General features: G+C 69.9%; 25 protein-coding genes. 17 read left to right on the top strand and 8 right to left on the bottom strand.

Features of this window, described 5'->3' with window-relative positions; all coding sequences use genetic code 11:
- The first annotated feature begins 48 nt into the window (after positions 1 to 48).
- The 7 genes from dapD to EYW49_RS07245 all read left to right on the top strand — a co-directional run bounded on the left by dapD (position 49) and on the right by EYW49_RS07245 (position 5612).
- Positions 49 to 906 carry a 2,3,4,5-tetrahydropyridine-2,6-dicarboxylate N-succinyltransferase gene (dapD, locus tag EYW49_RS07215; RefSeq protein ID WP_131307678.1) on the top strand — a complete coding sequence of 286 codons (858 nt, stop codon included), beginning with the start codon at positions 49 to 51 and terminating at the stop codon, positions 904 to 906.
- A gap of 116 nt (positions 907 to 1022) precedes the next feature.
- Positions 1023 to 1598 carry a DUF805 domain-containing protein gene (locus tag EYW49_RS07220; RefSeq protein ID WP_131307680.1) on the top strand — a complete coding sequence of 192 codons (576 nt, stop codon included), beginning with the start codon at positions 1023 to 1025 and terminating at the stop codon, positions 1596 to 1598.
- A 111-nt stretch (positions 1599 to 1709) separates the two neighbouring features.
- Positions 1710 to 2342 (top strand): FMN-binding negative transcriptional regulator, encoded by a 633-nt coding sequence (locus EYW49_RS07225; protein WP_131307682.1) that lies wholly within the window; start codon positions 1710 to 1712, stop codon positions 2340 to 2342.
- Positions 2343 to 2573: 231 nt separating this feature from the next.
- On the top strand, positions 2574 to 2918 hold the full coding sequence (locus EYW49_RS07230; RefSeq protein ID WP_131307684.1) for a TM2 domain-containing protein: 345 nt from the start codon (positions 2574 to 2576) through the stop codon (positions 2916 to 2918).
- Between the two features lie 52 nt (positions 2919 to 2970).
- Positions 2971 to 4152 carry a succinyl-diaminopimelate desuccinylase gene (dapE, locus tag EYW49_RS07235; protein WP_131307686.1) on the top strand — a complete coding sequence of 394 codons (1182 nt, stop codon included), beginning with the start codon at positions 2971 to 2973 and terminating at the stop codon, positions 4150 to 4152.
- On the top strand, positions 4149 to 4721 hold the full coding sequence (locus EYW49_RS07240) for a hypothetical protein (RefSeq protein ID WP_131307688.1): 573 nt from the start codon (positions 4149 to 4151) through the stop codon (positions 4719 to 4721). The genes dapE and EYW49_RS07240 overlap by 4 nt, the downstream gene beginning before the upstream one ends.
- Positions 4722 to 4742: 21 nt before the next feature.
- Positions 4743 to 5612, top strand: coding sequence for a C40 family peptidase (locus EYW49_RS07245; RefSeq protein ID WP_131307756.1), 870 nt, complete (start codon positions 4743 to 4745; stop codon positions 5610 to 5612).
- Here the strand turns inward: EYW49_RS07245 and EYW49_RS07250 are convergent.
- Positions 5606 to 6550, bottom strand: coding sequence for a 2-hydroxyacid dehydrogenase (locus EYW49_RS07250; protein ID WP_131307690.1), 945 nt, complete (start codon positions 6548 to 6550; stop codon positions 5606 to 5608). The two genes, EYW49_RS07245 and EYW49_RS07250, sit on opposite strands and share 7 nt — an antisense overlap.
- Positions 6551 to 6732: 182 nt before the next feature.
- On the opposite strand from EYW49_RS07250, the gene EYW49_RS07255 reads away from it, so the two are divergent.
- Positions 6733 to 7290 (top strand): peptide deformylase, encoded by a 558-nt coding sequence (locus tag EYW49_RS07255; protein ID WP_131307692.1) that lies wholly within the window; start codon positions 6733 to 6735, stop codon positions 7288 to 7290.
- Between the two features lie 87 nt (positions 7291 to 7377).
- On the opposite strand, the gene EYW49_RS07260 is transcribed toward EYW49_RS07255, so the two are convergent.
- The gene (locus EYW49_RS07260; protein WP_131307694.1) at positions 7378 to 8250 is read right to left on the bottom strand and encodes an undecaprenyl-diphosphate phosphatase; all 873 of its coding nucleotides are present in this window, start codon (positions 8248 to 8250) and stop codon (positions 7378 to 7380) included.
- A 341-nt stretch (positions 8251 to 8591) separates the two neighbouring features.
- Between EYW49_RS07260 and EYW49_RS07265 the strand changes: the two genes are divergently transcribed.
- The 3 genes from EYW49_RS07265 (at position 8592) to EYW49_RS07275 (ending at position 11809) form a co-directional block, all read left to right on the top strand.
- On the top strand, positions 8592 to 9233 hold the full coding sequence (locus EYW49_RS07265; protein WP_206365412.1) for a transglutaminase-like cysteine peptidase: 642 nt from the start codon (positions 8592 to 8594) through the stop codon (positions 9231 to 9233).
- Positions 9234 to 9624: 391 nt separating this feature from the next.
- The gene (locus EYW49_RS07270; RefSeq protein ID WP_131307696.1) at positions 9625 to 9789 is read left to right on the top strand and encodes a DUF1127 domain-containing protein; all 165 of its coding nucleotides are present in this window, start codon (positions 9625 to 9627) and stop codon (positions 9787 to 9789) included.
- Between the two features lie 340 nt (positions 9790 to 10129).
- A complete protein-coding gene (locus tag EYW49_RS07275) occupies positions 10130 to 11809 on the top strand; it encodes a methyl-accepting chemotaxis protein (RefSeq protein WP_131307698.1) in 1680 nt (559 codons plus the stop codon).
- Positions 11810 to 11820: 11 nt separating this feature from the next.
- Here EYW49_RS07275 and EYW49_RS07280 read toward each other — a convergent pair whose 3' ends face one another.
- From EYW49_RS07280 to EYW49_RS07295, 4 genes are all read right to left on the bottom strand, one after another.
- Positions 11821 to 12720 carry an SMP-30/gluconolactonase/LRE family protein gene (locus EYW49_RS07280; protein WP_131307700.1) on the bottom strand — a complete coding sequence of 300 codons (900 nt, stop codon included), beginning with the start codon at positions 12718 to 12720 and terminating at the stop codon, positions 11821 to 11823.
- Positions 12717 to 14531, bottom strand: a complete 1815-nt coding sequence (gene edd / locus EYW49_RS07285; RefSeq protein ID WP_131307702.1) for a phosphogluconate dehydratase — start codon at positions 14529 to 14531, stop codon at positions 12717 to 12719. The genes EYW49_RS07280 and edd overlap by 4 nt, the downstream gene beginning before the upstream one ends.
- Positions 14532 to 14631: 100 nt before the next feature.
- Entirely contained in the window at positions 14632 to 16104 is a 1473-nt protein-coding gene (zwf, locus tag EYW49_RS07290) for a glucose-6-phosphate dehydrogenase (protein WP_131307704.1), read from the bottom strand.
- A 211-nt stretch (positions 16105 to 16315) separates the two neighbouring features.
- Positions 16316 to 17716 carry a cation diffusion facilitator family transporter gene (locus EYW49_RS07295; RefSeq protein ID WP_131307706.1) on the bottom strand — a complete coding sequence of 467 codons (1401 nt, stop codon included), beginning with the start codon at positions 17714 to 17716 and terminating at the stop codon, positions 16316 to 16318.
- A gap of 252 nt (positions 17717 to 17968) precedes the next feature.
- On the opposite strand from EYW49_RS07295, the gene EYW49_RS07300 reads away from it, so the two are divergent.
- Positions 17969 to 18328, top strand: a complete 360-nt coding sequence (locus tag EYW49_RS07300; protein WP_131307708.1) for a hypothetical protein — start codon at positions 17969 to 17971, stop codon at positions 18326 to 18328.
- A gap of 25 nt (positions 18329 to 18353) precedes the next feature.
- On the opposite strand, the gene ppk2 is transcribed toward EYW49_RS07300, so the two are convergent.
- A complete protein-coding gene (gene ppk2 / locus EYW49_RS07305) occupies positions 18354 to 19208 on the bottom strand; it encodes a polyphosphate kinase 2 (protein ID WP_131307710.1) in 855 nt (284 codons plus the stop codon).
- Positions 19209 to 19456: 248 nt separating this feature from the next.
- Between ppk2 and EYW49_RS07310 the strand changes: the two genes are divergently transcribed.
- The 3 genes from EYW49_RS07310 to phoB all read left to right on the top strand — a co-directional run bounded on the left by EYW49_RS07310 (position 19457) and on the right by phoB (position 22375).
- The gene (locus EYW49_RS07310; RefSeq protein ID WP_131307712.1) at positions 19457 to 20818 is read left to right on the top strand and encodes an ATP-binding protein; all 1362 of its coding nucleotides are present in this window, start codon (positions 19457 to 19459) and stop codon (positions 20816 to 20818) included.
- Positions 20819 to 20937: 119 nt separating this feature from the next.
- Positions 20938 to 21651: a phosphate signaling complex protein PhoU gene (gene phoU, locus EYW49_RS07315; RefSeq protein WP_131307714.1), complete on the top strand. Its 714-nt coding sequence runs from the start codon at positions 20938 to 20940 to the stop codon at positions 21649 to 21651.
- Positions 21652 to 21667: 16 nt separating this feature from the next.
- Positions 21668 to 22375 (top strand): phosphate regulon transcriptional regulator PhoB, encoded by a 708-nt coding sequence (phoB, locus tag EYW49_RS07320; RefSeq protein WP_131307716.1) that lies wholly within the window; start codon positions 21668 to 21670, stop codon positions 22373 to 22375.
- Between the two features lie 90 nt (positions 22376 to 22465).
- Here the strand turns inward: phoB and EYW49_RS07325 are convergent, their stop codons facing one another.
- Positions 22466 to 22990, bottom strand: coding sequence for a GcrA family cell cycle regulator (locus EYW49_RS07325; protein ID WP_131307760.1), 525 nt, complete (start codon positions 22988 to 22990; stop codon positions 22466 to 22468).
- Positions 22991 to 23523: 533 nt separating this feature from the next.
- On the opposite strand from EYW49_RS07325, the gene EYW49_RS07330 reads away from it, so the two are divergent.
- Together EYW49_RS07330 and argF are read left to right on the top strand one after the other, a co-directional pair.
- Positions 23524 to 24732: an aspartate aminotransferase family protein gene (locus EYW49_RS07330; RefSeq protein ID WP_131307718.1), complete on the top strand. Its 1209-nt coding sequence runs from the start codon at positions 23524 to 23526 to the stop codon at positions 24730 to 24732.
- Positions 24729 to 25664, top strand: a complete 936-nt coding sequence (argF, locus tag EYW49_RS07335) for an ornithine carbamoyltransferase (protein WP_131307720.1) — start codon at positions 24729 to 24731, stop codon at positions 25662 to 25664. The genes EYW49_RS07330 and argF overlap by 4 nt, the downstream gene beginning before the upstream one ends.
- Positions 25665 to 25723: the final 59 nt, after the last annotated feature.

Genomic DNA, 25723 nt, shown 5'->3' on the forward strand with positions numbered 1-25723 from the left:
CGCCCCGCGCTCGCCGGCCCGCCGCCGACCTCCATTCGGGAACCCGCCATGTCCCTCGCCGCTGCCGACCTCGCCGCCCTGGCCCAGACCATCGACGACGCCTTCGAGCGCCGCGCCGAGATCGGGGTCGCCACCACCGGCCCGGTCCGTGACGCCGTCGTCGCCGCCCTCGCGCTCCTCGACAAGGGCGAGGTCCGGGTCGCCGAGAAGCACGGCGACGACTGGATCGTCAACCAGTGGCTGAAGAAGGCGGTGCTCCTGTCCTTCCGCCTGGCGCCGATGGAGATCATCGGCGGCGGTCCCGGCAACGCCGTGTGGTGGGACAAGGTGCCCTCGAAGTTCGACGGCTGGACCGCCGCCGAGTTCGAGGCCGCCGGCTTCCGCGCGGTGCCCGGCGCCGTGGTCCGCCGCTCCGCCTACATCGCCCCGAACGTCGTGCTGATGCCGTCCTTCGTCAATCTCGGCGCCCATGTCGGCGCCGGCACCATGGTCGACACCTGGGCGACGGTCGGCTCCTGCGCCCAGATCGGCAAGAACGTCCACCTCTCCGGCGGCGTCGGCATCGGCGGCGTGCTGGAGCCGCTGCAGGCCGGCCCGACCATCATCGAGGACGACTGTTTCATCGGCGCCCGCTCGGAAGTCGTCGAAGGCGTCATCGTCGGCCAGGGCTCGGTGCTGGCGATGGGCGTGTTCCTCTCGGCCACCACCAAGATCGTCGACCGCGCCACCGGCGAGATCTTCGTCGGCCGCGTGCCGCCCTATTCGGTGGTGGTGTCCGGTTCGCTGCCGGGCAAGCCGCTGCCGGGTCAGAACTGGGGCCCGTCGCTCTACTGCGCGGTGATCGTCAAGCGCGTCGACGCTCAGACCCGCTCCAAGACCTCGATCAACGAGTTGCTGCGCGATTGAGGCCCTTCGGGTAATCACCCGGAAACGATGCTTCGATCGCCCGGCGACGTCCTGACGGACCGTCAACCATTGCCCGCCATCCTGCGCGACGTTTCGTCGTCGTGCAGGGAGGCGTCATGCCCTTCTCCTCGTGGTTTTCCTTCTCCGGTCGCAGCGGCCGCCTCGCCTTCTGGGGCATCGGCCTCGTCCAAATGGTGTTCCTGATCGGCCTCGGCGTCGGTCTCGGTCTGGTGGCGGGTGCCGCAGCCGGCGGTACCGAGGCCGGCGGCTTGACCGAAGCGCCGTTGCCGATCGTGGCGATCTGGGGCCTCGGTCTGCTGCTCGTGGTGTGGACCGGCCTCGCCGCCACCACCCGACGCTGGCACGACCGCGGCAAATCGGGCTGGTGGACCCTGCTGCAACTGGTGCCGGTGATCGGTCCGCTGTGGATCTTCGTCGAACTCGGCTTTCTGCCCGGCACGCCGGACGTCAACCGCTTCGGCCCGCCGCCGGGCAGCGGCGGCGACGGCGGCGCGACCGACCGCGATGCCGAACTCGATCGCGCCGTCGAGAAATGGCGCTCCGGCGCCGCGGCCTCGCAGGACCTTCCCGCCGGCGCGTCCGCCCGTCGCGACCCCTGGGCGGCGCCGAGCGCCGGCTCCGCGCCCCCCCGTGCCGCCGCCGGCGGCTTCGGCCGGCGCGGTCTGACCTGAGGCGGTACCGGCGCGAGCGCCCACCCGCGCCGTTCGGATGCGGCGAGTGCGATCGCCGCGGTCCGCTGCTAGAGTGGGCGCCCCGACCCGATCCACCCTCGAGGACGCCCGATGTATCGCCCGCCGGCCTTCGACGAGACCCGCCTGCCGCTGCTCCATGCGGCCATCGCCGCGGCGCGCCTCGCCACCCTCGTCGCCCACGACGGTGACGGCCTCCTCGCCGATCACCTGCCGCTGCTGCTCGATCCGACCCGCGGCCCCTTCGGCACGCTCTCCGGCCATCTCGCCCGCGCCAATCCGCAAGGCGCGCCCGCCGCCGAGGGTCGCCCGGTGCTGGCGATCTTCGCCGGCCCCGACGCCTATGTCTCGCCGTCGTGGTATCCGTCCAAGGCCGAGACCCACAAGGTCGTGCCGACCTGGAACTACGTCGCGGTCCATGCCCACGGCCGCCTGCGCTTCTTCGACGATCGCGACCGCCTGCTCGCCCTGGTGACCCGCCTCACCGAGGCCCACGAAGCCGGCCGCGCCGCGCCGTGGTCGGTCGCCGACGCGCCGCCGGACTTCATGGCGAGTATGTTGAAGGGCATCGTCGGTTTCGAGATCGAGATCGAGCGGCTGGAGGGCAAACGCAAGCTCGGCCAGAACCGCACCCCCGCCGATCGCGCCGGGGTGATCGCCGGCCTCGCAGCCGAGCCCGGCGAAGCCGCGAAGGCGACCGCCGCGGCGATGGGGGCGGCGGAGTAACCGCCGCCTGCGGCAGGGTAGCAACGGCGGCGCCGGTGGGATCGACGCCTCGATGGCGGGACCGGTGCAATTGTGGATGGTGCGGCATTCTCCGCCTGTTCCATCGCAGATATTGCGCGCTGCAGTTGGGGTGGATACCAATGTGCGGAACACGCGGAGCGCGTGCGGCGACATCGGCGCCTACGGCTTTGGCTGGGCGGCGGTGAAGCCTATTCATCCGGGGGAGATTCCATGACGATTTCGACGTCCGACGCGGGCCAACCCCTCAGGCAGAATGTCTCCGCCGACGCCAAGGCGATGATGCTGTTCGACGCGAACAAAAAATCGGTGGTTGTTGCTTATTTGTTTTGGTTTTTTCTCGGTGGGTTCGGGGCTCATCGCTTTTATTCCGGGCGCACGGGGAGCGGAATCGCTCAGCTGATTCTCGTCATCGTCGGCATTGTTCTCGCCGGCGTTGGAATCGGTTTGCTTCTGCTCCTTCCACTCGCCATCTGGGTCCTGGTGGACGCCTTCCTGATTCCCGGCTGGATCAGCAACCACAACAACCTTCTGGCGCACAGTCTCCTATCGGCTTGAGAGTTCACTCGCCCGGTTGACGCCGTCCGTCCCGTGGGGCTAATCGCGGGGCATGACCATGCTGCCCCCCCTCGACGATCCCGTCGCCATCGCCCGCGCCCTGCTGATGTGCCCCTCGGTGACGCCGGCCGACGGCGGCGCGCTGGCGCTGGTCGAGGCGATCGCCGAAGCCCTCGGCTTTGCCGGCGAGCGGCCGGTGTTCACCGCGCCCGACACCCCGGACGTCGAGAATCTGTTCGCCCGCCGCGGCGACAGCGGCCCGCATCTGGTCTTCGCCGGCCACACCGACGTGGTGCCGCCCGGCGACGTCGCGCGCTGGCGCCACGATCCCTTCGCCGGCGCGATCGACGACGGCCACCTGTGGGGCCGCGGCGCCGTCGACATGAAGGGCGGCATCGCCGCCTTCCTCGCCGCCGTCGGCCGCCTGGTCCGCGACGGGCGCATGCCCGAGGGCCGTGTCTCGCTGCTGATCACCGGCGACGAAGAGGGACCGTCGATCAACGGCACGCCGAAGCTGCTCGCCTGGGCGCTGGCACGGGGCGAACGCTTCGACGCCGCGGTGGTCGGCGAGCCGACCAACCCGGAGGCGATCGGCGACGCGATCAAGGTCGGCCGCCGCGGCTCGCTGTCGGGCACCGTCACGGTCACCGGCCAGCAGGGCCACGTCGCCTATCCCGACCTCGCCGACAACCCGATCCCCAAGCTCGTCCGCCTCGTCGCGGCGCTCGGCGATGAACCGCTCGACACCGGCAACGACCGCTTTCCGCCGTCGAACCTCGAATTCGTCTCGCTCGACGTCGGCAATCCCGCCTGGAACGTCATCCCGCGCGACGCCCGCGGCCGCTTCAACGTCCGCTTCAACGACATCTGGACGCCGGCCACCCTCGAGGCCGAATTGCGCGCCCGCCTGACCCGAGCCGCCGGCAACGCCGTCGATTGGGAACTGGTCGTCGAGCGCCCGACCAGCGACAGTTTCCTGACCCGCGACCCCGGCCTGATCGACGTGCTCGCCGCCGCCGTCGAGACGGTCACCGGCCGCCGCCCGACGCTCTCGACCAGCGGCGGCACGTCGGATGCCCGCTACATCAAGGATCATTGCCCGGTGGTCGAATTCGGCCTGGTCGGCCAGACCATGCACAAGATCGACGAGCGGGTGGCGGTGGCCGACCTCGAACTCCTGACCCGTGTCTACGAGGCCTTCCTCGTCGGCTGGTTCGAAACGGCGGCACGATGATCGACTGGGCCGAGATCCGCGCCGGCGTGCTCGGCAGCTTCGGGCTGCTGATCGGCGACCCCCATGCCATGGCCCGTTTCGACTGTTCCTTCCGCGGCTTCTGGCGCTCGTTCTGGGTCATCCCGCTGATGGTGCCGGCGGCGCTGGTGTCGATCCTCGCCGATCGTTCGCTGGTCGAGGGCACCGCTTCGCCGTCCGCCGTGGCGATCGCCGGCCTCGCCTCCTACCTTCTCGGCTGGATCGCCTTTCCGGTGGTGATGGCGGCGCTGGCCGGCCCGCTCGGGCTGGGGCCGCGCTACGTGCCGATGATGGTGGCGCGCAACTGGTCGTCGATCCTCGGCACACTGCCCTATGTGGTGGTCACCCTCGCCTGGCTGATCGGTCTGATGCCGGTGCGCCTGCTCGCCCTCGCCACCCTGGCGGCGCTCGGCTTCGATCTCTATGTCTCCTTCCGGGTGATGCGCGCCGCCGCCGCCGCCCCGCCCGGTCTCGCCGCCGGACTGGTGGCGCTCGATCTGGTTCTGACCCTGTTGATCGACGCCGGCACCGCCCGTTTCGTCGTCGGCTGACCCGCTCCGGAGGCCCCCGTGATCGACTTCGACCCGCGCCTGACCCCCGCCCGCTCCGATCTCGCCGCCCGCCGGCTCCAGGCCCGCGTCACCGCCGAACGTTTCGTCGACGGCACGCCGGCCCGCGTCGTGGTCGGTCTGGCGCCGCTGCGGCGCGGCCCCCGCGGCGACGCTCGGCTCGACACCGAGGCCCTGGCCGGCGAGAGCCTCACCGTCTACGACGAGGACGAGGAGGGCTGGGGCTGGGTCCAGCTCGACCGCGACGGCTACGTCGGCTATCTGCCGACCCACGCCTACATGAAGGGCGACGTCGCCCGACCGACCCATCGGGTCACGGCGCTCAGGACCTTCGTCTACCCCGCCCTGTCGATCAAGGAACCGCCGCTCGACTGGTTGACGCTTGGCGCCCGCATCGCGGGGATCGCCGAGCGGGTGGTCGACGGCCGCGCCTATGTGATCACCGCGAGCGGCGGGGTGGTGGTCGCCGACCATCTTGCCCCCCTCGATCGCGTCGAGGCCGATCCGGTGGTGGTCGCCGAACGCTTCCTCGGCACGCCCTATCTGTGGGGCGGGCGCTCCAGCCTGGGGATCGATTGCTCCGGTCTGGTCCAGACCGCGCTCGAGGCCTGCGGCGTCGCCGCACCCCGCGACACCGACCTCCAGGAGGCGGCCCTCGGCACGCCCGTCGATCTCGACCCGGCCCAGTGGCGGCGCGGCGATCTGCTGTTCTGGCCCGGCCACGTCGGTCTGGTGCGCGACGCGACGACCTTCCTCCACGCCAATGCCCACGTCATGGCGGTGTCGATCGAGCCGATCGCCGCGGGCCTGGCCCGTATCGCCGCCGCCGGGGCGCCGCTGCGCTCGGTCCGCCGCGTCGAGCGTCCTCAGTAACCGCGGCCGCGGTCGACCCGATGGGGCAGGGGCTCGCCGCGCTCGACCGCGGCGATGCCGTCGACGATCTGGGCGACCAGCGCCTCCGGGTCGGAATCCGCCGCGGCATGCGGGCTGACGAACACCCGTGGATGGCGCCACAGGGGCGAGGCGGTGGGCAAGGGCTCGTGCTCGAACACGTCGAGCGAGGCGGCGCCGAGGGTGCCGTCGTCGAGCGCCGCCAGGATGTCGGCCTCGACCTGCAGGCTGCCGCGACCGGCGTTGATCAGCACCGGCCCGCCCATATGGGCGCCGCGCCCGAGCCGGGCGAACAGATCGCGCCGCAGGATGCCGCGGGTCTCGGGCGTCGCCGGCAGCAGCACCACCAGAATATCGGTCGCGCCCAGGAAGGCGTCGAGCCCGGCCGTCCCGGCGAAGCTGTCGATCCCCGGCACCTCCTGCGGCGTGCGGCTCCACCCGGCGACCCGGAAGCCGAGCCGCCGCAGCACCGCCGCGGCGTCGCGGCCGAGCACGCCGAGCCCCATGATCCCGACCCGCACCGCCCCGGCGGCCGGCTGATAGAGGGTCAGCCATTCGGCCCGCGCCTGGGCCTCTGCCAGGGTCGCCACTCGCCGGTGATGCATGAGCACGTGCATCACCACCCATTCGGTCATCCGCGCCGTCAGATCGGGGTCGACGATCCGGGCGACCGGCACCTCCGGCAGGGTCGGATCGCCGAGCAGCGCGTCGACGCCGGCGCCGAGGTTGAAGACCGCCCGCAGGTTCGGCAGGCCGGCGAGGAACCCCGGCTCGGGCTTCCACACCGCCGCCCAGCGGATCGCCGTGGCATCGAACGGCTCACGCCCGTCGACCACCGCGAGGCCCGGCGGCGCGAGGCGGCGGAAGCGGGCGAGCCAGGGGGCGGGGTCCCAGCCCCGGACGGCGACGACGAGCGACATGACGGATCTCCGGACAGGCGTAGGAACGGGCGCACCTTGTGGGCGAGAATCCCGCGCCGGTCCAGCCCCGACGGTCGGATCCGGGCCCTGCGGGGGCGAAGCGCGCGAATCTCTCGCGAATCACTCGCGACTTCGACCCGCTGCCGATTGACCCGCGCCGCCGGCTCACTTATGTGAGCCTGATGACCAAACGCGACATCATCACCCTGCCCGATCCGCGCCTCAAACTCGTCTCCGAGCCGGTGGCCGTGGTCGACGACGCCATCCGCGCGCTGCTCGACGACATGCTCGAGACCATGTACGCCGCCCCCGGCATCGGGCTGGCGGCGATCCAGATCGGCATCGCCAAGCGTCTGGTGACCATCGACGTCGCCCGCGAGGGCGAACCGCCGGCGCCGATGTTCCTGGTCAACCCGAAGATTCTGTGGGCCTCCGAGGACCTCGTCGAGCATCAGGAGGGCTGCCTGTCGGTGCCCGAGCACTACGACGAGGTGGTCCGCCCGGCCCGCGTCCGCGTCGCCTACCTCGATCGCGACGGCGCGCCGCGCGAGATCGAGGCCGACGGCCTGCTCGCCGTGTGCCTGCAGCACGAGATCGACCATCTCGACGGCGTCATGTTCGTCGACCATCTGTCGCGCCTGAAGCGCGAGCGGGTCACCAAGCGCTTCGCAAAGCAGGCCAAGCTCAAGGCCCGCGACGAGACCCCGCGCCGCTTCGGCCTGATGCGCCCGACGCTCTGACGCGACGGGCGCCCCGCGGGCGCCCGTGAATGCGTGAATGGACGTGAGAAGGCGTGGCCGCGCCCTGGACCAGGGCGCGCGCGCCGCTCAGTCGAGCACGCCGAGGCCGACGGCGAGCAGCAGGAAGGCCCCCATCGCCATCCGATAGATGACGAAGGGCCAAGCCGAGAACCGTTCCATCACCCGCATCAGCGTCCAGATCGCCACGAAGGCCGAGATCGACGCGGTCAGCAGGCCGACCCCGAGCACTTCCCAGCCGTGGGCGTCGAGCCCGGCATGGCGCAGCTCGAGCAGTTCCTTGAGGCCCGCCCCGAGGATCGCCGGCAGGCCGAGCAGGAACGAGAACCGCGCCGCGTCGTCGCGCTTCAAGCCCAGGAACATCGCCGCCGTCAGGGTCGATCCGGAGCGCGACACGCCCGGGATCAGCGCCCCGACCTGGGCCAACCCGACGATGATCGCGTCGCGCAGGCGGATCTCCTCGAAGGTCCGCTTGTGGCGGCTGACCAACTCGGCCAGCGCCAGCAGCAGCGCCATGCCGATCGATGCCGCGCCGATCACCCACAGTTCGCGCAAGGGCGAACCGCAGGTGTTGAGCTGCTTCTTCAGGAGCAGACCACCGACGACGATCGGGATGGTGGCGATGACGATGCCGATCGCCAGCCGGAAGTCGGGGGAGCGGTAGTCGCCGCTGCGCACCGCGAATATCGTGCCGCCGACCAGAGCGACGACGTCCTTCCAGAAATAGCTGACCACCGCGAACAATGCCGCGAGCTGCATCGCCGCCGAGAAGGCCGAGCCGGGGTCGGTCCATCCGAACAGCGCCGGGACGATCCGCATGTGCGCCGTCGAGGAGATCGGCAGCAGTTCGGTGATGCCCTGAACGACCCCGAGGATCGCCACCTTGGTGGTGCCGAGGTCGACGAATCCGGTGTCGATGCCGTTGGTGCAGGCGCTGGCCATGTCCTGGTCGTCCGATCTGAGGCGAGGAGAACGTCCGCGAAGCGATCGCGCGACCGGCGGCGGCAGGGCCGCGACCGGTCCCGAACCGCCGGTTCCTGCCGTTTCGCCTACGCGAATTCGCACTGCAGGGCAAGGGCGCCGGGCGCGACGGGCGGCGGAAAGTAGGGTGGATCATGGTTTCGAGAGTCTTGCTGCCTACGAACGGTTTCGAGCGAGTGCGGCAACGAAGTATAGATATGTATTTAAATCGTCTTTATTCGGGTTTTCCAAAACAGCGCCAATCTTTGACGTGGATATAATTCGAATATGCGAAGGTTGCTTCATGGGACATGGGGTGACCGATGAGCAAGACGACAAACGGGATCTTCGGGCTGGCGCTGTTGGCTCTCGCCTTGGGGGCGCCTGCGGGCGCCGACGCCAAGGAGAGCGTGATGCTCGCCCGCCTGCCCGAGACCACCAATGCTCTGCCGGTCGGTGACGCCCGTCCGGTCTGGGGCTGGGTCGACTTCTGTCGCCGCTATGCCCGCGAATGCGACGGTCCGCGTCTCGCCGCCCGCGACATCCGCCTCGACGCCGCCGCCTGGGCGGTGCTGGTCGACGTCAACCGCTCGGTCAACGCCGCCATCGAACCGGTCACCGACATGGAGCACTGGGGCGTGCCCGATCGCTGGGACCTGCCCACCGACGGCCGCGGCGACTGCGAGGACTATGTCCTCCTGAAGCGAAAGATGCTGATCGAGCGCGGCTTCCCCCGGCAGGCGCTGCTCGTCACGGTGGTCATCGACACCCATGGCGACGGACATGCGGTGCTCACCGCGCGCACCGACCACGGCGACTTCGTGCTCGACAACATGCGCGACGATCTCCTCGCCTGGGTCCGCACCGGCTATCGCTTCGTCAAACGCCAGTCGCAGGAAGATCCCAATCGCTGGGTCGCTCTCGACGACGGTGTCCAGTCGCCGGCGATGGTGTCGACGCACTGACGCTTTCCCGGCTGCCTGATCGGTGACCCCTGACCGCCTGTTTCGACGGCGCGCGCCAGGGGCCCCTGCGTCGCCCTGCCACGCATGAGTCGCATGGCTGGCGCCGCGCTGCCACCATTTCGCCATCTTGGTTGATGGAAGGTTTACGACGGGAAACCGGGTTAATTTGCCCGAACAACGAATTGACGCGGAAAAGGCGCGGCGACGGCTCGGAAAGGATGTTTCCTGTACATATGCACAAGACGCATGGCAGGGGTCGAGCCAACCGCCTTCAAATTGTGCAGCAAATGTCTATTTATGCGGCATCTGCTTCGCGGGTCGTTTCGGGGGGAGGTCCTGACGGAACGACCGGCATCACAAGGGAGGGACCGCCAGGTCCCAGGTGGTCATCATGTCGATCTACTCCATCGCCACGCACGTTCGCTCCTCGCTCGAGCGTTATCGCAACTACCGCCGCGCCGTGCGCGAGCTCTCCGCGCTCGACGACCATCAGCTCGGCGACATCGGCCTGGTCCGCAGCCGCATCGAAGAAGTCGCGCGCGGCACCATGCACTGAGATCCGTCGTCCGGCGGTGATCGAAGAGGCGGCTCCGGCCGCCTCTTTCGCGTTTTCGGGGGGTGGCCGAGCGGCGCGACCGGCAACCGTGGTCGAAATGACGTAGCGTAACTCGATGTCGGGCGTCGCATTTCGACGTCCCGCGAGGCTTACGACGCGAAACTTTCGTCGATCGAGAGAAATTTCGTCTCGGTCTTTTCCCGATGTTAATCAGCGGACACGACTCTGGCATCGGCCGTCCCTTCGTGAGGGATGACACGAATTGACCGGATCGGCCCGATGGAACGGCACGACGGTCCAATCGATTCGCACGCCAGTGTTTTCGGTTCGAGGATCGACGATGACGTCACGCGTTCACTCCATCTCCTTCCGTCTGTTCGCGGTGGCGATCCTCGCCGTGGTCGGCATCCTGGTGGTCGGGGGCCTCGGCCTCCATGGGCTCCGAACCAGCCTCTATGAGAACAAGGTCGGGGAACTGCGCCGCATCGTCGAGCTCGCCGCCAGCACCGCCGCCGCCGCCCAGGCGCGCGCCGCGCGCGGCGAGATCTCCGCCGAAGACGCGCGCCGTCTCGCCGAGGCGACCATCGCCGACCTGCGCTTCGACGGCGACAATTACGTCTTCGTGCAGAGCACCGACGGCACCATCGTCGTCCACCCCAATGCCAAGCTGCGCGGCACCGACGGCTATGCGCTGCGCGATCCCGACGGCAAATACCTGTTCCGCGACATGAACGCCGTCGCCGCCAGCCGCGGTCAGGGCGAGGTCGCCTATCGCTGGGCCCGCCCGGGCGCCACCGATCCGCTGCCCAAGATGAGCTACGTGATCGCCTTCAAGCCGTGGAACTGGGTGATCGGTTCGGGCATGTGGGTCGACGACATCGAGGCTCAATTCACCGCCTCGGCGCTGCGCTCCGGTCTGATCGCGCTCGGCTTCGCCCTCGCCACCGCCGCCATCGGCGTGTTCGTGGTGCGCTCGGTGACCCATCCGTTGGCCGCCATCCGCGTCGCCATGACCGGGCTCGGGCGCGGCGACATCGCCGTGGTCCTCGACGAAGGCCGCGCCGACGAGATCGGCGACATGGCCCGCGCCGTCGCGGTGTTCCGCCGCCAGGAGATCGAGCGCCGCCAGCTCGCCGCCGAGAGCGAGGCTTCGGTCGCCGCCAAGATCCGCCGCGAGTCCCGCATCGACGGGCTGGTCGGGGCCTTCCGTTCCGAAATGACCGCGCTGCTCGCCTCGGTCGCCGCCGAGACCGGCGACATGGCCCGCACCGCCGCCTCGCTCACCGGCGTCGCCGAAGCCACCGCCGGCCGTGCCGGCGGGGCCGCCACCGCCGCCCAGGCCGCCTCCCACAGCGTCGAGACGGTCGCCACCGCCGGCGATCAGCTGATGCAGTCGATCGATGAGATCGGCCGCCAGGTATCGCGCACCACGGCGATCGTCGCCGGCGCCACCCAGGCGTCGCAGGCCACCAACGGCACCGTCGCCGAACTCGACAAGGCCGCCGGCCGCATCGGCGCGGTGGTCGACCTGATCCGCGACATCGCCGATCAGACCAATCTCCTCGCCCTCAACGCCACCATCGAGGCGGCGCGCGCCGGCGAGGCCGGTCGCGGTTTCGCGGTGGTCGCGGCCGAGGTCAAGTCGCTGGCCAACCAGACCTCGCGCGCCACCCAGGACATCGCCGACCAGATCACCGCGATCCAGTCCGCCACCGGCGAGACCGTGTCGGCGATCGGCCGCATCGCCACCACCATGACCGACGTCGACGGCTTCACCGCGGCGATCGCCGCGGCGATCGAGGAACAGAGCGCCTCGACCGCCGAGATCGCCCGCAACGTCGCCGAGGCCGCCCAGGGCACCCGCACCGTCGCCGACAACATCGCCGGGGTCACCGGCGCCGTCGACGAGACCTCGCGCGCCGCCGGCCAGGTCGCCGACGTCAGCCGGCGCATCGCCGCCACCACCGAACGCCTGAAGGCCGACATCGACCGCTTCCTCGCCGACGTCGCCGCCGCCTGAGGGCGGGCCGATCAGTCGGCGAAGAGGAAGGCCCCGACCCCGGCCACGCCGGCGTCGAGGGCGATCGGCCGGCCGCTCGCCGGTCCGCTCGCCAGTCGCTCCGGCGTGAGATCGTGGGCGAGCGAGGTCACCAACAGCCGCTCCATCGTCGACCCGCCGAAACACGGCATGGTCGGCGCCGCCACCGGCAGACGCCAGCTCGACAGGAGATGGCCGTCGCGGTCGAAGCGGTTGAGCCGTCCGGCGCTGACCCCCGCGCTCCAATAGCACCCCTCGACGTCGCAGGCGCCGCCGTCCGGCCGCCCGACCGTGTCGTCGAGCGTGGCGATGCGGGTGCGCTGATCGATCGCGCCGCTCGCCGGATCGAAGCGCCAGCGGTCGATCCACGGGCCGCGGGTGTCGGTGTGGAACATCGTCCGGCCGTCGGCGCTCCAGGCGAGGCCGTTGGACACCGCGAGGCCGTCGATCTTCGGCTCGACCCGCCCGTCGCCGGTGATCCGGTAGAGCGCCGCCACCGGTCCGCGCGGTGAGCGTTCGTCGATCGAGCCGACCCAGAAGGCGCCGTCGGGCCCGACCTTGCCGTCGTTGAGGCGGGTGGTCACCGCCCCCGTGTCGACCGCGACGAAGGGCGTGAAGACGCCCGTATCACGATCGAAGAAGGCGATGCCGTGGGCCAGGGAAACGATCAGCCGGCCGCTGCGGGTGAGCCCGAGGGCGGTCGGACGATCGGGGGCGGCCCAGCTGCGGTGATCGCCGCCGTCGACCGCCATCTCGTGGATCCGTCGGCCTTCGATGTCGACGAAACAGAAGCGGCCGCGCGCCGCGTCCCACAGCGGGCCCTCGCCGAGGCGGAGGGGGTCGGGCAGCAAGATCCGCAGATCGCGGTCGGCCAGGGCCGGGTCGTCGCTCACAGCACGCTCGCTCCCGTTTCCGCCGAGCCGACCGACCGCCGGAAGGTCTCGAACAACTCGCGCCCGACGCCGAAGCGATTGCCGGTGAGATCGGCGACCACCGGTTCGCGCGCCGCCCAGATCGCTGCGTCGATCAGCACCTCGAGCCGGCCGGCGGTGGCGTCGAGCCGCACCAGGTCGCCGTCGCGCACCCGGGCGATCGGCCCACCGTCGGCGGCTTCGGGGGTGACGTGGATCGCCGCCGGCACCTTGCCGGAGGCGCCGGACATGCGGCCGTCGGTGACCAGGGCGACCTTCTGGCCGCGGTCCTGGAGTACCCCGAGCGGCGGCGTCAGCTTGTGCAATTCCGGCATGCCGTTGGCCTTGGGGCCCTGGAAGCGCACCACCGCGACGAAGTCGCCGGTCAATTCGCCGGCCTTGAACGCCGCCAGGATCGCCTCCTGCGAATGGAACACCCGGGCCGGCGCCTCGACCACCCGGTGAACTTCGGCGACCGCCGAGCTCTTGATCACCGCCCGCCCGAGATTGCCCTCGAGTACTTCGAGCCCGCCGGTCGGCTGGAACGGCCGACCGATCGGCCGCACCACCGTGTCGTCGACCGGGGTGGCCGGCGGTGGCGCGAAGGCCAGACGACCCTCGGCGTCGAGCTCGGGCACCGCGGCATGGTCGGCGAGACCGCCGCCCCACACCGTCTTGACGTCGGCGTGCAGCAGACCCTCCGACAGCAGCTCGCGCATCACGAAGGGCACGCCGCCGGCGTCGCGGAACTGATTCACGTCGGCGGAACCGTTGGGATAGGCGCGGGCGAGCAGCGGCGTCACCGCCGCCACGTCGGCGAAGTCGTGCCAGTTCAGGACGATGCCGGCCGAGCGCGCCATCGCCACCAGATGCAGGGTCAGGTTGGTCGAGCCGCCGGTGGCGTTCAGGCCGACGATGCCGTTGACGAAGGCACGCTCGTCGAGCACTTCGCCGATCGGCGCGAAGCCGGCGCCCGGCTCGGCGATCTCCAGCACCCGCGCCACCGCACCGTGGGTGAGCGCATCGCGCAGCGGCGTGTCGGGCGACACGAAGGAGGCGCCGGGCAGATGCAGGCCCATGAATTCCATCAGCATCTGATTGGTGTTGGCGGTGCCGTAGAAGGTGCACGTGCCGGGAGCGTGATAGGCCCGGCCCTCCGCCGCCAGCATCTCGGCGCGACCGACCCGGCCCTCGGCGAAGGCCTGCCGGACCTTGTTCTTGTCGCCGTTCGACAGGCCCGAGGGCATCGGTCCCGAGGGCACGAAGATCATCGGCAGATGCCCGAAGGCCAGCGCGCCGATCACCAGACCGGGCACGATCTTGTCGCAGATGCCGAGCAGCAGCACCGCGTCGAACATCCGGTGCGACAGGGCGACACCGGTCGCCAGCGCGATCACGTCGCGCGAGAACAGCGACAGTTCCATCCCCGAGTCGCCCTGGGTGATGCCGTCGCACATCGCCGGCACGCCGCCGGCGACCTGCGCCACTGCGCCGAGCCGTTCCGCCTCGCGCCGGATCAGCTCCGGATAGCGCTCGTAGGGGCGATGGGCCGACAGCATGTCGTTGTAGGCGGTGACGATGCCGATGTTGCGCGCGGCGCTGCCGCCGAGCCGCGCTTTGGCGGTGGGGTCGCAGGCGGCGAAGCCGTGGGCGAGATTGGCGCAGCCCATCTTGTCGCGGGTCCGTCCCTCGGCAACCGCCGCGGCCATCCGTTCCAGATAGGGTCCGCGGGTAGCGCGGCTGCGGGCGACGATGCGCTCGGTGATCTCGGCGAGGCGGGGATTCAGAGCCATGGTCGGTCCTCGATGTTCCAAGGAGAGGTGGCGACGGATATGGGGCGACGACCGGGCCCGTCGATCGGCCGCGTCGTCGCACCCCCGATCGGCGGTCGCGTCACGCCTCGTGCCAGGTCCGGCCGTCGCGCTCGATCAGGGCGATCGCCGCCGACGGTCCCCAGGTGCCGGACCGATAGGTCTTGGGCAGATCGGCGGAGTTGCCCCAGGCCTCCAGGATCGGATCGATCCAGCTCCACGCCGCCTCGACCTCGTCGCGGCGCATGAACAGGGTCTGGTTGCCGCGCACCACGTCCATCACCAGCCGCTCGTAGGCGTCGATGTGGCGCACGCCGAAGGCCTCGGCGAAGCTCATGTCGAGCGGCACCCGGCGCAGCCGCATACCGCCCGGACCGGGGTCCTTGATCATCACCAGGAGCTTGACGCCCTCGTCGGGCTGCAGCCGGATGACCAACTCGTTGTTGCAGATCTCGCCGGCGTCGGCGCCGAACACCGAATGGGGGATCGGCCGGAAGCTGACGACGATCTCCGACACCCGGTCGGCCAGTCGCTTGCCCGAACGCAGGTAGAACGGCGTGCCCGCCCAGCGCCAGTTCTCGATCTCGGCCTTGATCGCCACGAAGGTCTCGGTCGGGCTCGACGGCCGCCCGAGTTCCTCGAGATAGCCCGGCACCGGCCCACCGGCCGAAGCGCCGGCCTCGTATTGGCCGCGCACCGTGACGTGGCCGGCGTTGCCGCCGTCGATCGGCTTCAAGGCCTTCAGCACCTTGAGCTTCTCGTCGCGCACCGCCTCGTCGTCGAGCGAGGCCGGCGGCTCCATGGCGACCAGACAGAGCAGCTGCAGGATGTGGTTCTGGACCATGTCGCGCAGCGCCCCGGCGCCGTCGTAATAGCCGGCGCGACCTTCGACGCCGAGGCTCTCGGCCACGGTGATCTGGACATGGTCGATGTGGGCGGCGTTCCACAGCGGTTCGAACAGGGCGTTGGCGAAGCGCAGCGCCATCAGGTTCTGCACCGTCTCCTTGCCGAGATAGTGATCGATGCGGAAGATCTGATCTTCGCGGAACACCGCGCCGACCGCGTCGTTGATCACCTTCGCCGACTCCAGGCTCTTGCCGATCGGCTTTTCGACCACCACCCGCGACTTGGTGGTGACCAGACCGGCGGCGGCGGCGCGGCGCGAGATGTCGCCGAACAAATCGGGGCTGGTGGCGAGGTAGAACACCCGGATGCGGTCGCCGCCGGTGCCGACCAGGGCGGCGAGCTCGGGCCATCCGGCATCGCCGTGGGCATCGACCGCGACATAGGTCAGCCGTTCCAGGAAGTGGACGATCGAGGCCTCGTCCCGCTGGTCCTCGTCGACATGGTCGAGGATCGCCTGCCGGGCGAGGTCGCGATAGCCCTCGGGGGTCAGCACCGCCCGGGCGACGCCGATGATCCGGGTGTCGTCGGTGATCTGGCCGTTGCGGTCGCGGTGATAGAGCCCCGGCAGGAGCTTGCGGCGCACCAGATCCCCGGTACCGCCGAAGGCGATGAAATCGAAGGGCTCTACCGCTATCAGACGACTGACCATTGCATTCCCCGACGGTCCTGGAGTGAGCGTCGTCCGCACGAGGCCCGACCGTCGCCTCGCCGACCGGACGCGGCTCCGGTGTTCCGGGGCGTCCCTACTCTGGTTGCACGACACATCGGCAATTTCGTGCCGAAATGCAAGTTTTTGCCCTAAAATTTCGGCGCGCCGGCAGTTCACGATGATAGCATCGCCGCCGCGCCTGTCGACGGCGTCACACCGCGTCGCGCGGCTCGCCGTGGCCGATGATCCGGCGGATCTCCGGGCGTCCGGCCCGCAGCGCCCGTTCGACGTCGTCGATCGCGTCGTGCAGCGCCGCGACGCTGATCGCCGGATCGGCATGGCAATGGAAGTTGACGATCAGGCCCTCGGCGGTGTCGCGCACCCGCACCTCGTGGACGTCGTCGACCACCCCGCCGGCCGCCGCGGCGCGGCCGAGATCGGCGGTGATCGCCGCCACCGCGTCACCGGCGACGTCGTGGCCCGCGAGGCGGTCGATGGTGATCGGCTCGATGTGGGTCTCGACTTCGACGCCCGACCCGAGCTCTTCCTCGATCGCCGTCTCGAGCCCCGAGGCCACGCCGTGGGCCGTCTCGAGGGTCATGCGGCCGTCGACTTCGAGATCGAGCGACACCGACAGGCGATCGTCGGCCAGCGCCTGCACCGTCAGGTGATGGATCGCCACGCCGCGGTTGCGGGCGATCACAGTCACCCGCTCGTGCACCGTCTCGTCGTCGAGCGCCCGCGGATGGGCGATGATCGAGGTCTCGGCCTCGGGCATCTCGGCCTTCACCGCGGCGGCGATGGTCGCCTTGATCGACGCCAGATCGTCGAACGACCGGGTCCGCCCGACCGCGACGTCGAGATCGACGAACACCGTGGCGCCCGACGGCCGCGCCCGGATGCGCTCGATGGCGATCACCCCGCCGACCCGCTCGACGATGCCCCGCACCCGCTCGGCGACGCCTTCCGGCGCGGCGTCCATCAGCGTGTCGATGGTGCGGCTGCCGAGCCGCCAGCCGGCGATGCAGACGAAACAGGAGACGCCGATCGCCGCCAGCGCGTCGCCCAGTTCGAAGCCGAGCAGCACCATGCCGAGCCCGGCCAGCACCACCGCCGAGCTCCACATGTCCGAGGAGAAGTGCAGCGCGTCGGCTTCGAGTGCCTGGCTGTTGGTCAGATCGGCGACCCGCTGGAGATTGCGGGCGCGGAAGAAGTCGACGACGATCGACACCACCACCACGCCGATCGCCAGCGGACCGACGTCGACCAGGCCGCCGTGGCCGGTGATGCGCAGATAGGCCTCCCAGATGATCCAGCCGGAGGCGACGAACAGCAGCCCGGTCTCGGCGAGCGCCGCGACGCTCTCGACCTTGGCGTGCCCGTAGTGATGTTCCTCGTCGGCCGGCCGATCGGCGATCTTCACCGCGAAATAGGTCATCAGCGTCGCGCCGACGTCGAGGAGCCCGTGGATCCCTTCCGACAGCAGGCCCAGCGAACCGGTCAGGAAGGCCGCGACGAATTTGGCGATGGTCAGCAGCGTGCTCGCCGCGATCGAGCCGAGCGCCGCCGCTTCCTTCTGTTCGGCGTGCGTGGCGGTCGAGATCTCGGTCATGGCGCGGCCTTCTCATGGGGGAACGGCCCCGGGTTTAAGCCGGGCCGACGACCGGAACAAGACGGCGGTGCCCCGACACTCGGCTATGTCGATCGCGCAACAGTCGCCGACAACCGCCGGCGAGGGGCGATTCCGCGGGTTCCCGGGGCGATCCTTGCCGCCTATTAACCTTTGCGTAGCGCCGATCGCTCTAGTCTCGATCCCGCGAATCGTCCGCCGTCCCGTCGACGGCCCGTGCTTCGGAGCCCCGCCATGTTCTCCCGCCCCTCGGTGCGCGGCCTCGCCGGCCTCACCGCTCTCCTCGTCGTCGCGCTGTCGGACGGCCGTCCGGTCCGCGCCGCCGACCCGTCGGAAGACACGCTGCGCACGCTCTACCGCATCGCGCTCTCCGCCGAGATGTGCGGCTTCCCGATCGCCGCCCGCCAGGCCGACGCGCTCGGCGTCGCGATGAACCGGGCGATCGCCGACATGGGCCTCGACGACGACGCCGTCGAAGGCCTCTATCAGCGCATCGATCGCGAGTTCGAGGCCGAAGGCTGGGACAAGATCTGCGCCGAGAACGGCACCTGGGCGCGCGGCTACCGCAGCCTGCTCGCCGCCACCACCCGCTGAACGCCGATCCGCGCCGGCGCTGATTTCAGTGCTTGCCGTTGACCAGGAAGCCCGGGCCGTGGCCCAGCACCTTGGCGTCGATCTCGCCGATCACCTTGCGGTCCTTGCCCTCGTAGTCGAACAGTTGCAGGACGTGACGGATGGCGTTGAGCTTCAGCCGCCGCTTGTCGTTGCCGAGCACCACCGTCCACGGCGCCGCGTCGGTGTGGGTGGTCTCGAGCATCCGGTCGCGCGCCCGCCCATAGTCGTCGAAACGATCCACCGCGGCCGTGTCGATGTCCGAGATCTTCCAGGTCTTCAACGGGTTGTGTCGGCGTTCCCAGAACCGCGCCAGCTGCATCTCGCGCCCCACCTCGATGTAGAACTTGATCAGCTTGAGCCCTTCGCCGACCAGCATCGCCTCGAAGCGCGGCGCTTCCTTCAGGAACATCTCGGTCTGCTCGGGGGTGCAGAAGCCCATCACCCGCTCGACCCCGGCGCGGTTGTACCAGGACCGGTCGAACATCACGATCTCGCCCGAGGTCGGCATGTGCGCGACGTAGCGCTGGAAATACCACTGCCCGACCTCCGAGGTGCTGGGCTTGGGCAACGCCACCACGCGGGTCCGCCGCGGGTTCATGTACTGCCGGAAGGCGCCGATCACCGAGCCCTTGCCGGCGCCGTCGCGGCCTTCGAACAGGATCACGATGCGCTCGCCGCGGGTGATCGCCCAGCTCTGCAGCTTGACCAGTTCGATCTGCAGACGCACCAGGAGATCGGCGAACTCGCGTTCGTCGAAGGCATGGGAATGGGGATAGCCTCCAGAGGAAAAGGCGTTGTCGTCCACCCACTTGGGAAGCTTCGGGCTGTCGAGGTCGAAGGTCTGTGCATCGCGCGTCATCTTGGCGTTTCCCTCTGCGGTGCCGACCTGACGCTGCGTCCTTCGTGAGAACGTCGCCTTCGACGGGTTCTCTGTCGAACGGGCGCGGGTCGGCGGCGACGCCGATTCGCCACCGTTCCGCGCCAGACGGGTCGCGAGCCGTTGCCTTCGGCGTCGAAGGTCAGGGTATCATTCGCCGCCACCACCGCCAGATGCTTCGATGGCGCAGGGATCGGCGCAAGCCGGACGTGAGGGAAGGGAATCGCAGGATGGTGGACGACGAGCGTCGCGACTTCGCCGACGAGGCCCCCGAGGCCCAGCCCGCCGGATCGGTCGAGCCGTGGCCGTCGGTCGGGGTCCGCGTCACCGCGACCGCCGTCGTGATCGCCGCCGCGGCGATCGGCCTCGCCGGCGTGCCCTGGCCGATCGCCGTGATCGGCGTCGCCCTGCTCGCCGCCGCCGCCTGGTCGGGCCGCGGCGCCACCGAGAGCGGTCCCATCGGCCGCCGGTCGGTCCGCGCGCCGCGCCGCTCGGTGTGGCCCGACCTCGGCATGAAGACCGTGGTCGACGCCATCGACGCCCCCTGCCTGCTCACCGACGCCGCCGGCATCGTGCGCTACGTCAATCGCGAGGCGACGGTGCGCTTCGGCTCGATCCGTCCCGGCGATCCCTTGTCCTTCCGCATCCGGGTCACCGCCCTGCACGACGCCCTCGACCGGGTGGTCGGCTTGTCGCGCGCCGAAACCGTCGAATGGCACGACAAGATCCCGATGGAGCGCTGGCTGCTCGCCCATCTCTCGCCGATCCGCTTTCCCCCCGATCCGCGTGGCGACGACCGCCCGCCCGACTTCGTGCTGGTGCTGATCGAGGATCTGACCGAGCGGCGCCGGGTCGAGCGGATGCGCGCCGACTTCGTCGCCAACGCCAGCCACGAATTGCGTACCCCGCTCGCCGCGGTGTCCGGCTTCATCGAGACCCTGCAGGGCCCGGCCCGCAACGATCCGGTCGCCCGCGAACGTTTCCTCGCGGTGATGCACGAACAGGCCGGGCGGATGAAGCGGCTGATCGACGACCTCCTGTCGCTGTCGCGCGTCGAGATGCGCGCCCACCTGCGCCCCGACACCGTCGTCGACCTCGCCGACCTCCTGCCCCATGTCCTCGATCTGGTCCGCGCCGCCGCCGAAGGGGCCGGCGTGGTGGTGACGCTCGAGGGCTGCGAGGCGCCGGTGCCGGTGATCGGCGACCGCGAGGAGCTGATCCAGGTGTTCTGCAACCTCGTCGAGAACGCCATCAAATACGGCTCGGAAGGCGGCCGCGTGGTGGTCGCGGTGAGCGGGGCGGCGGAGGACGCCCGGCGGCGCACCGTCGCGGTGCGCGACTTCGGCGCCGGCATCGATCCGGTCCATCTGCCGCGCCTGACCGAACGCTTCTACCGGGCGCACGCCGAGGCCGGTCGCGAGAAACGCGGCACCGGGCTCGGTCTGGCGATCGTCAAACACATCGTCACCCGCCACGGCGGGCGTCTCACCATCGACAGCAAGCCCGGCCAGGGCTCGACCTTCGCGGTCCGCCTGGACGTCGCGCCGGCCGCCGCCGGCTCGGCGAAAGGCGACGAAAATTCAGGTGTTTGAACCGTCACGAAACTGACGTTTCCGTGTCATAGAAACCATCCGACCGGGTCGAGGGACGCGACGTTCGTCGCCGGGAGCGGAAGTCGTGGTCCCCAGCGACGAGACGAGGAGCGCATCCCATGACCGATCACATCGTCACCTCCTACGACCAGGAGCTCAAGGGGCTCGCCGGCCAGATCGCCGAGATGGGCGGGCTCGCCGAGGGTCTGGTGGCCGATGCCATCACCGCGCTGGTGCGCGGCGACACGGCGCTGGCCCAGAAGGTGATCCTCACCGACGTCCGCCTCGACCGCCTGCAGCGCTCCGTCGAGGAACAGGCGATCCGCGTCATCGCCCGGCGTCAGCCGATGGCCATGGACCTGCGCGACATCTTCGGCGCGCTGCGGGTCTCCGGCGATCTCGAGCGGGTCGGCGACCTCGCCAAGAACATCGCCAAGCGCGTCATCGCCATGGGCGGCAACGTGCTGGTCAAGCGCATCGTGATCGGCGTCGAGCATCTCTCCGAGATCGCCCTCGAGCAGCTCAAGGACGTCCTCGACGCCTACACCTCGCGCGACGCCGAAGAGGCGCTGACGGTGCGTGGCCGCGACGAGGAGATCGACGCGCTCTACACCTCGCTGTTCCGCGAGCTCCTGACCTACATGATGGAAGATCCGCGCAACATCACCTTCTGCACCCACCTGCTGTTCTGCGCCAAGAACGTCGAACGGATCGGCGACCACGCCACCAACATCGCCGAGACCGTGCATTTCGTCGTCACCGGCGAACAGCTCGTCGACGAGCGCCCCAAGGGCGATTCCTCGTCGTCGGTCTCCACCGGAAACGGCGGCTGAGCCGCGAGGAACCGCCATGGCGCGCGTGCTGATCGTCGAGGACGAGGAGGCCCTCAGCCTCCTCCTCCGCTACAATCTGGAAGCCGAAGGCTACGAGGTCGAGGTCTGCAGCCGCGGCGACGACGCCGACACGCGGCTGCGCGAGGCCCCGCCGGATCTCCTGGTGCTCGACTGGATGTTGCCCGGCCTGTCGGGGATCGAACTGTGTCGGCGCCTGCGCACCCGCGCCGAGACCGAACGCCTGCCGATCATCATGCTGACCGCCCGCGGCGAGGAGAGCGAGCGCATCCGCGGGCTGGCCACCGGCGCCGACGACTACGTCGTCAAGCCCTTCTCGACCCCCGAGCTGATGGCCCGGGTCCGCGCCATGCTGCGCCGGGCGCGGCCCGAGCTGGTGTCGAGCCTGCTGCGCGCCGGCGATCTCGAACTCGACCGCGAGACCCATCGGGTCCGGCGCGGCGGCCGCGAGATCCATCTCGGACCGACCGAGTTCCGCCTGCTCGAATATCTGATGCAGTCGCCCGGCCGCGTGTTCTCGCGCGAACAACTGCTCGACGGGGTCTGGGGAATGGACGTCTATGTCGACGAACGCACCGTCGACGTCCATGTCGGGCGCCTGCGCAAGGCAATCAACCGCACCCGCGATCGCGACCCGATCCGCACCGTGCGCGGCTCCGGCTATGCCTTCGACGACCAGTTCGCCAGCGCCGCCGTCGGCGGCTGAACGGACGGTCGCGGCCGTCCGCCGTCGTTCCCTGTGATCCGTTTCCCGTGACCGGGGCCGCCGTGGCGGCCCCGTTTCGGTGTCTTGGGATCACATCCGCGCGACGCGCCGGTCGCGGCGGCGTTCCGACACCGGCTGGTAGGCGATGCGGGCGTGATAGCCGCAATAGGGGATGCCGACGTCCGAGCGCCGTGCACAGAAGTGGAAGTCTTCGGTGCTGGGATCGCCGAGCGGCCACTTGCAGGTCTGTTCGGTGATCTGCAGGACGTTGGCATTGGCGATCAGCGGCTCTTCAGAGAGCGAATAGACCAGCGGCTGCGGCGCCGTCTGCGGCCGGGTCGCCGGCGCGGTCTCGGACTTCAGCGCCAGATTGCCGATCGTGCCGTTGGCGCCGACCGGACGCACGCTCGACGTCGCCGGACGGGTCGTCGGCTTCTTCGGACGCTGGGCCTGCGGCTGCGGCGCCTTGGCGCGACCCGACAGGCCGAGCCTGTGGACCTTGCCGATCACCGCATTGCGCGTCACGCCGCCGAGCTCCCCGGCGATCTGGCTGGCACTGAGGCCGTCGCTCCAGAGCTTCTTCAGGAGCTCGACCCGATCGTCGGTCCAGGAGATCATCGCTTCCCTCACAATCGTGGCCTCGCGTCGGTGTCGAGCGAATCCTCCCCCGCCCGGAGGAATCCTCCGGTGGCGCCGCTCGCGAGAGCTGCGTCGATGGACGGGGATACTCGAGACAGGAAGGATCGCCGCACGAGATGTCGTGTTTAACGAACTGTAAACTACACCATCGGTAGACTCGCGAGCAACCCGCGGCCGACTCGTTTCGGTGGATGACCGGCGCCTTTTCAACAGACTTGAGTCCGATCTGCCACACTGCCGCTGCGTCGCCGTATCGCCGCGGACGTCGCGAGGATCTTCGCCCATTCGGGCGCCGTCGTGGCGGGGCGAGAATTACCGAGCGGAATGTTGACCTTTGCCGCGCGCGCGAGCATTATCCCGCGCGTTGGAAGTGCCGCCGCCGAGGCGGCATTGTTCGTTTTTGGCCTTCGCCGACACGAGCCTCCGGCCCGCGCGCGGGCCGATCGCGACGCCGGCGGGTGGAGGCCGCGGCCCGGATCCGGCCGGAACCCGCAGGGAGTCGATGTGACATGACCGAGACCGCGCTCTACCCGTCCTTCGCCCGCGCCGGTCTGTCCTTCGAGCGAGGCGAGGGCGTCTGGCTGACCACCACCGACGGCGAGACCTATCTCGACATGATGGCCGGCATCGCCGTCAACGCACTCGGCCACGGCCACCCCCATCTGGTCGGCGCCGTCAAGGCCCAGGTTGAGAAGCTCTGGCACGTCTCCAATCTCTACACCGTCCCGGAACAGGAGACGCTCGCCCGCCGTCTGGTCGAGACGACCTTCGCCGACCGCGTGTTCTTCACCAATTCCGGCGCCGAGGCGCTGGAATGCGCCATCAAGACCGCCCGCCGCCATCATTTCGTGGCCGGCCGGCCCGAGCGCTTCCGCATCATCACCTTCGAAGGCGCCTTCCACGGCCGCACCCTGGCGACGCTCGCCGCCGGCGGCCAGGCCAAGTATCTCGAAGGCTTCGGTCCCAAGGTCGAGGGCTTCGATCAGGTGCCCTTCGGCGACGAGGCCGCGCTGCGGGCGGCGATCGGACCGGACACCGCGGCGATCCTGATCGAGCCGATCCAGGGCGAGGGCGGCGTGCGCCCGGTGCCGCGCGCCTTCCTGACGCTGCTGCGCGAACTCTGCGACGAGAACGGCCTGCTCCTGATCTTCGACGAGGTCCAGTGCGGCCTCGGCCGGACCGGCCACCTCTATGCCTACCAGGGCTATGGCGTCGAACCCGACATCCTCGCCTCGGCCAAGGGCATCGGCGGCGGCTTTCCGCTCGGCGCCTGCCTCGCCACCGAGGATGCCGCCGCCGGCATGACCCCCGGCAGCCACGGCACCACCTACGGCGGCAACCTGCTGGCCATGGCTGCCGGCAATGCGGTGCTCGACGTGGTCCTCGCCCCCGGCTTTCTCGAGAGCGTCCGCGATCGCGGCCTGCGCCTGAAGCAGAAGCTCGCCGCGGTGGTCGATCTCCACCCGACGATCTTCTCCGAAGTGCGCGGCGAAGGTCTGCTGCTCGGCCTCAAGTGCGTGGTGCCGGCGAACGACGTGGTCGCCGCCGGGCGTGCCCGCCGGGTGCTGACGATCGGCGCCGGCGACAACGTGGTGCGCATCATTCCCGCTCTGATCGTGAGCGACGAAGAAATCGAAGAGGCCGTGGCGCGCATCGAAGCCGCCGCCCACGACCTGGAGACCGCCGCGAGGAGCGGCGACAAGGGAGCAGCAGCGTGACTCTCGCCGATGGGAAGCGTCATTTTCTCGATCTGACCGAAGTTTCCGGTGCCGATCTGCGTATCGTTCTCGACGAGGCCGCCCGGCTCAAGCGCGTCCGACGCGGCGCCTTCCGCGGCGAAGGTCCGCTCGCCGGCAAGGTCCTGGCGATGATCTTCGAACGCCCCTCGACCCGCACCCGCGTCTCCTTCGACGTCGGCATGCGCGAGCTCGGCGGCGAGACCCTGATGCTGACCGGCGACGAGATGCAGCTCGGCCGCGGCGAGACCATCGCCGACACGGCGCGGGTGCTGTCGCGCTTCGTCGACGCAATCATGATCCGCATTCTCGACCATTCGGCGCTGCTCGAACTCGCCGAGAACGCCACCGTGCCGGTGATCAACGGCCTGACCAAGCTCTCGCATCCCTGCCAGATCATGGCCGACGTGATGACCTTCGAGGAACATCGCGGGCCGATCGCCGGCAAGACCGTGGCCTGGGTCGGCGACACCAACAACGTCCTCGCCTCGTGGATCCATGCCGCGGCGCGGTTCGACTTCCATCTGCGCATCGCCACGCCGCCGGAACTGGCGCCGAAGATGGATCTGGTCAACTGGGCCCGCCGCCACGGCGCCTCGGTGCACCTGACCGCCGACGCCTACGAGGCGGTGGAAGGGGCCGACTGCGTCACCACCGACACCTGGGTGTCGATGGGTGACGACGAGAGCGAGCGCCGCCACAACCTGCTGAAGCCGTTCCAGGTCAATGCCCGACTGATGGCCGCCGCCAACCCGGACGCGATCTTCATGCACTGCCTGCCGGCCCATCGCGACGAGGAGGTGACCGGCGAGGTCATCGACGGACCGCAGTCGGTGGTGTTCGACGAGGCCGAGAACCGCCTCCATGCCCAGAAGGGCGTGCTCGCCTGGTGCCTCGGCGCCGAAGGCGTCTGACGGTTCACGAGGGGGGACTGGCGCCGACGCCGGTCCCACCCCATATCGGGGATCTCGCG

The sequence above is a fragment of the Siculibacillus lacustris genome (assembly GCF_004328075.1).
GTDB classification, from domain to species: domain Bacteria; phylum Pseudomonadota; class Alphaproteobacteria; order Rhizobiales; family Ancalomicrobiaceae; genus Siculibacillus; species Siculibacillus lacustris.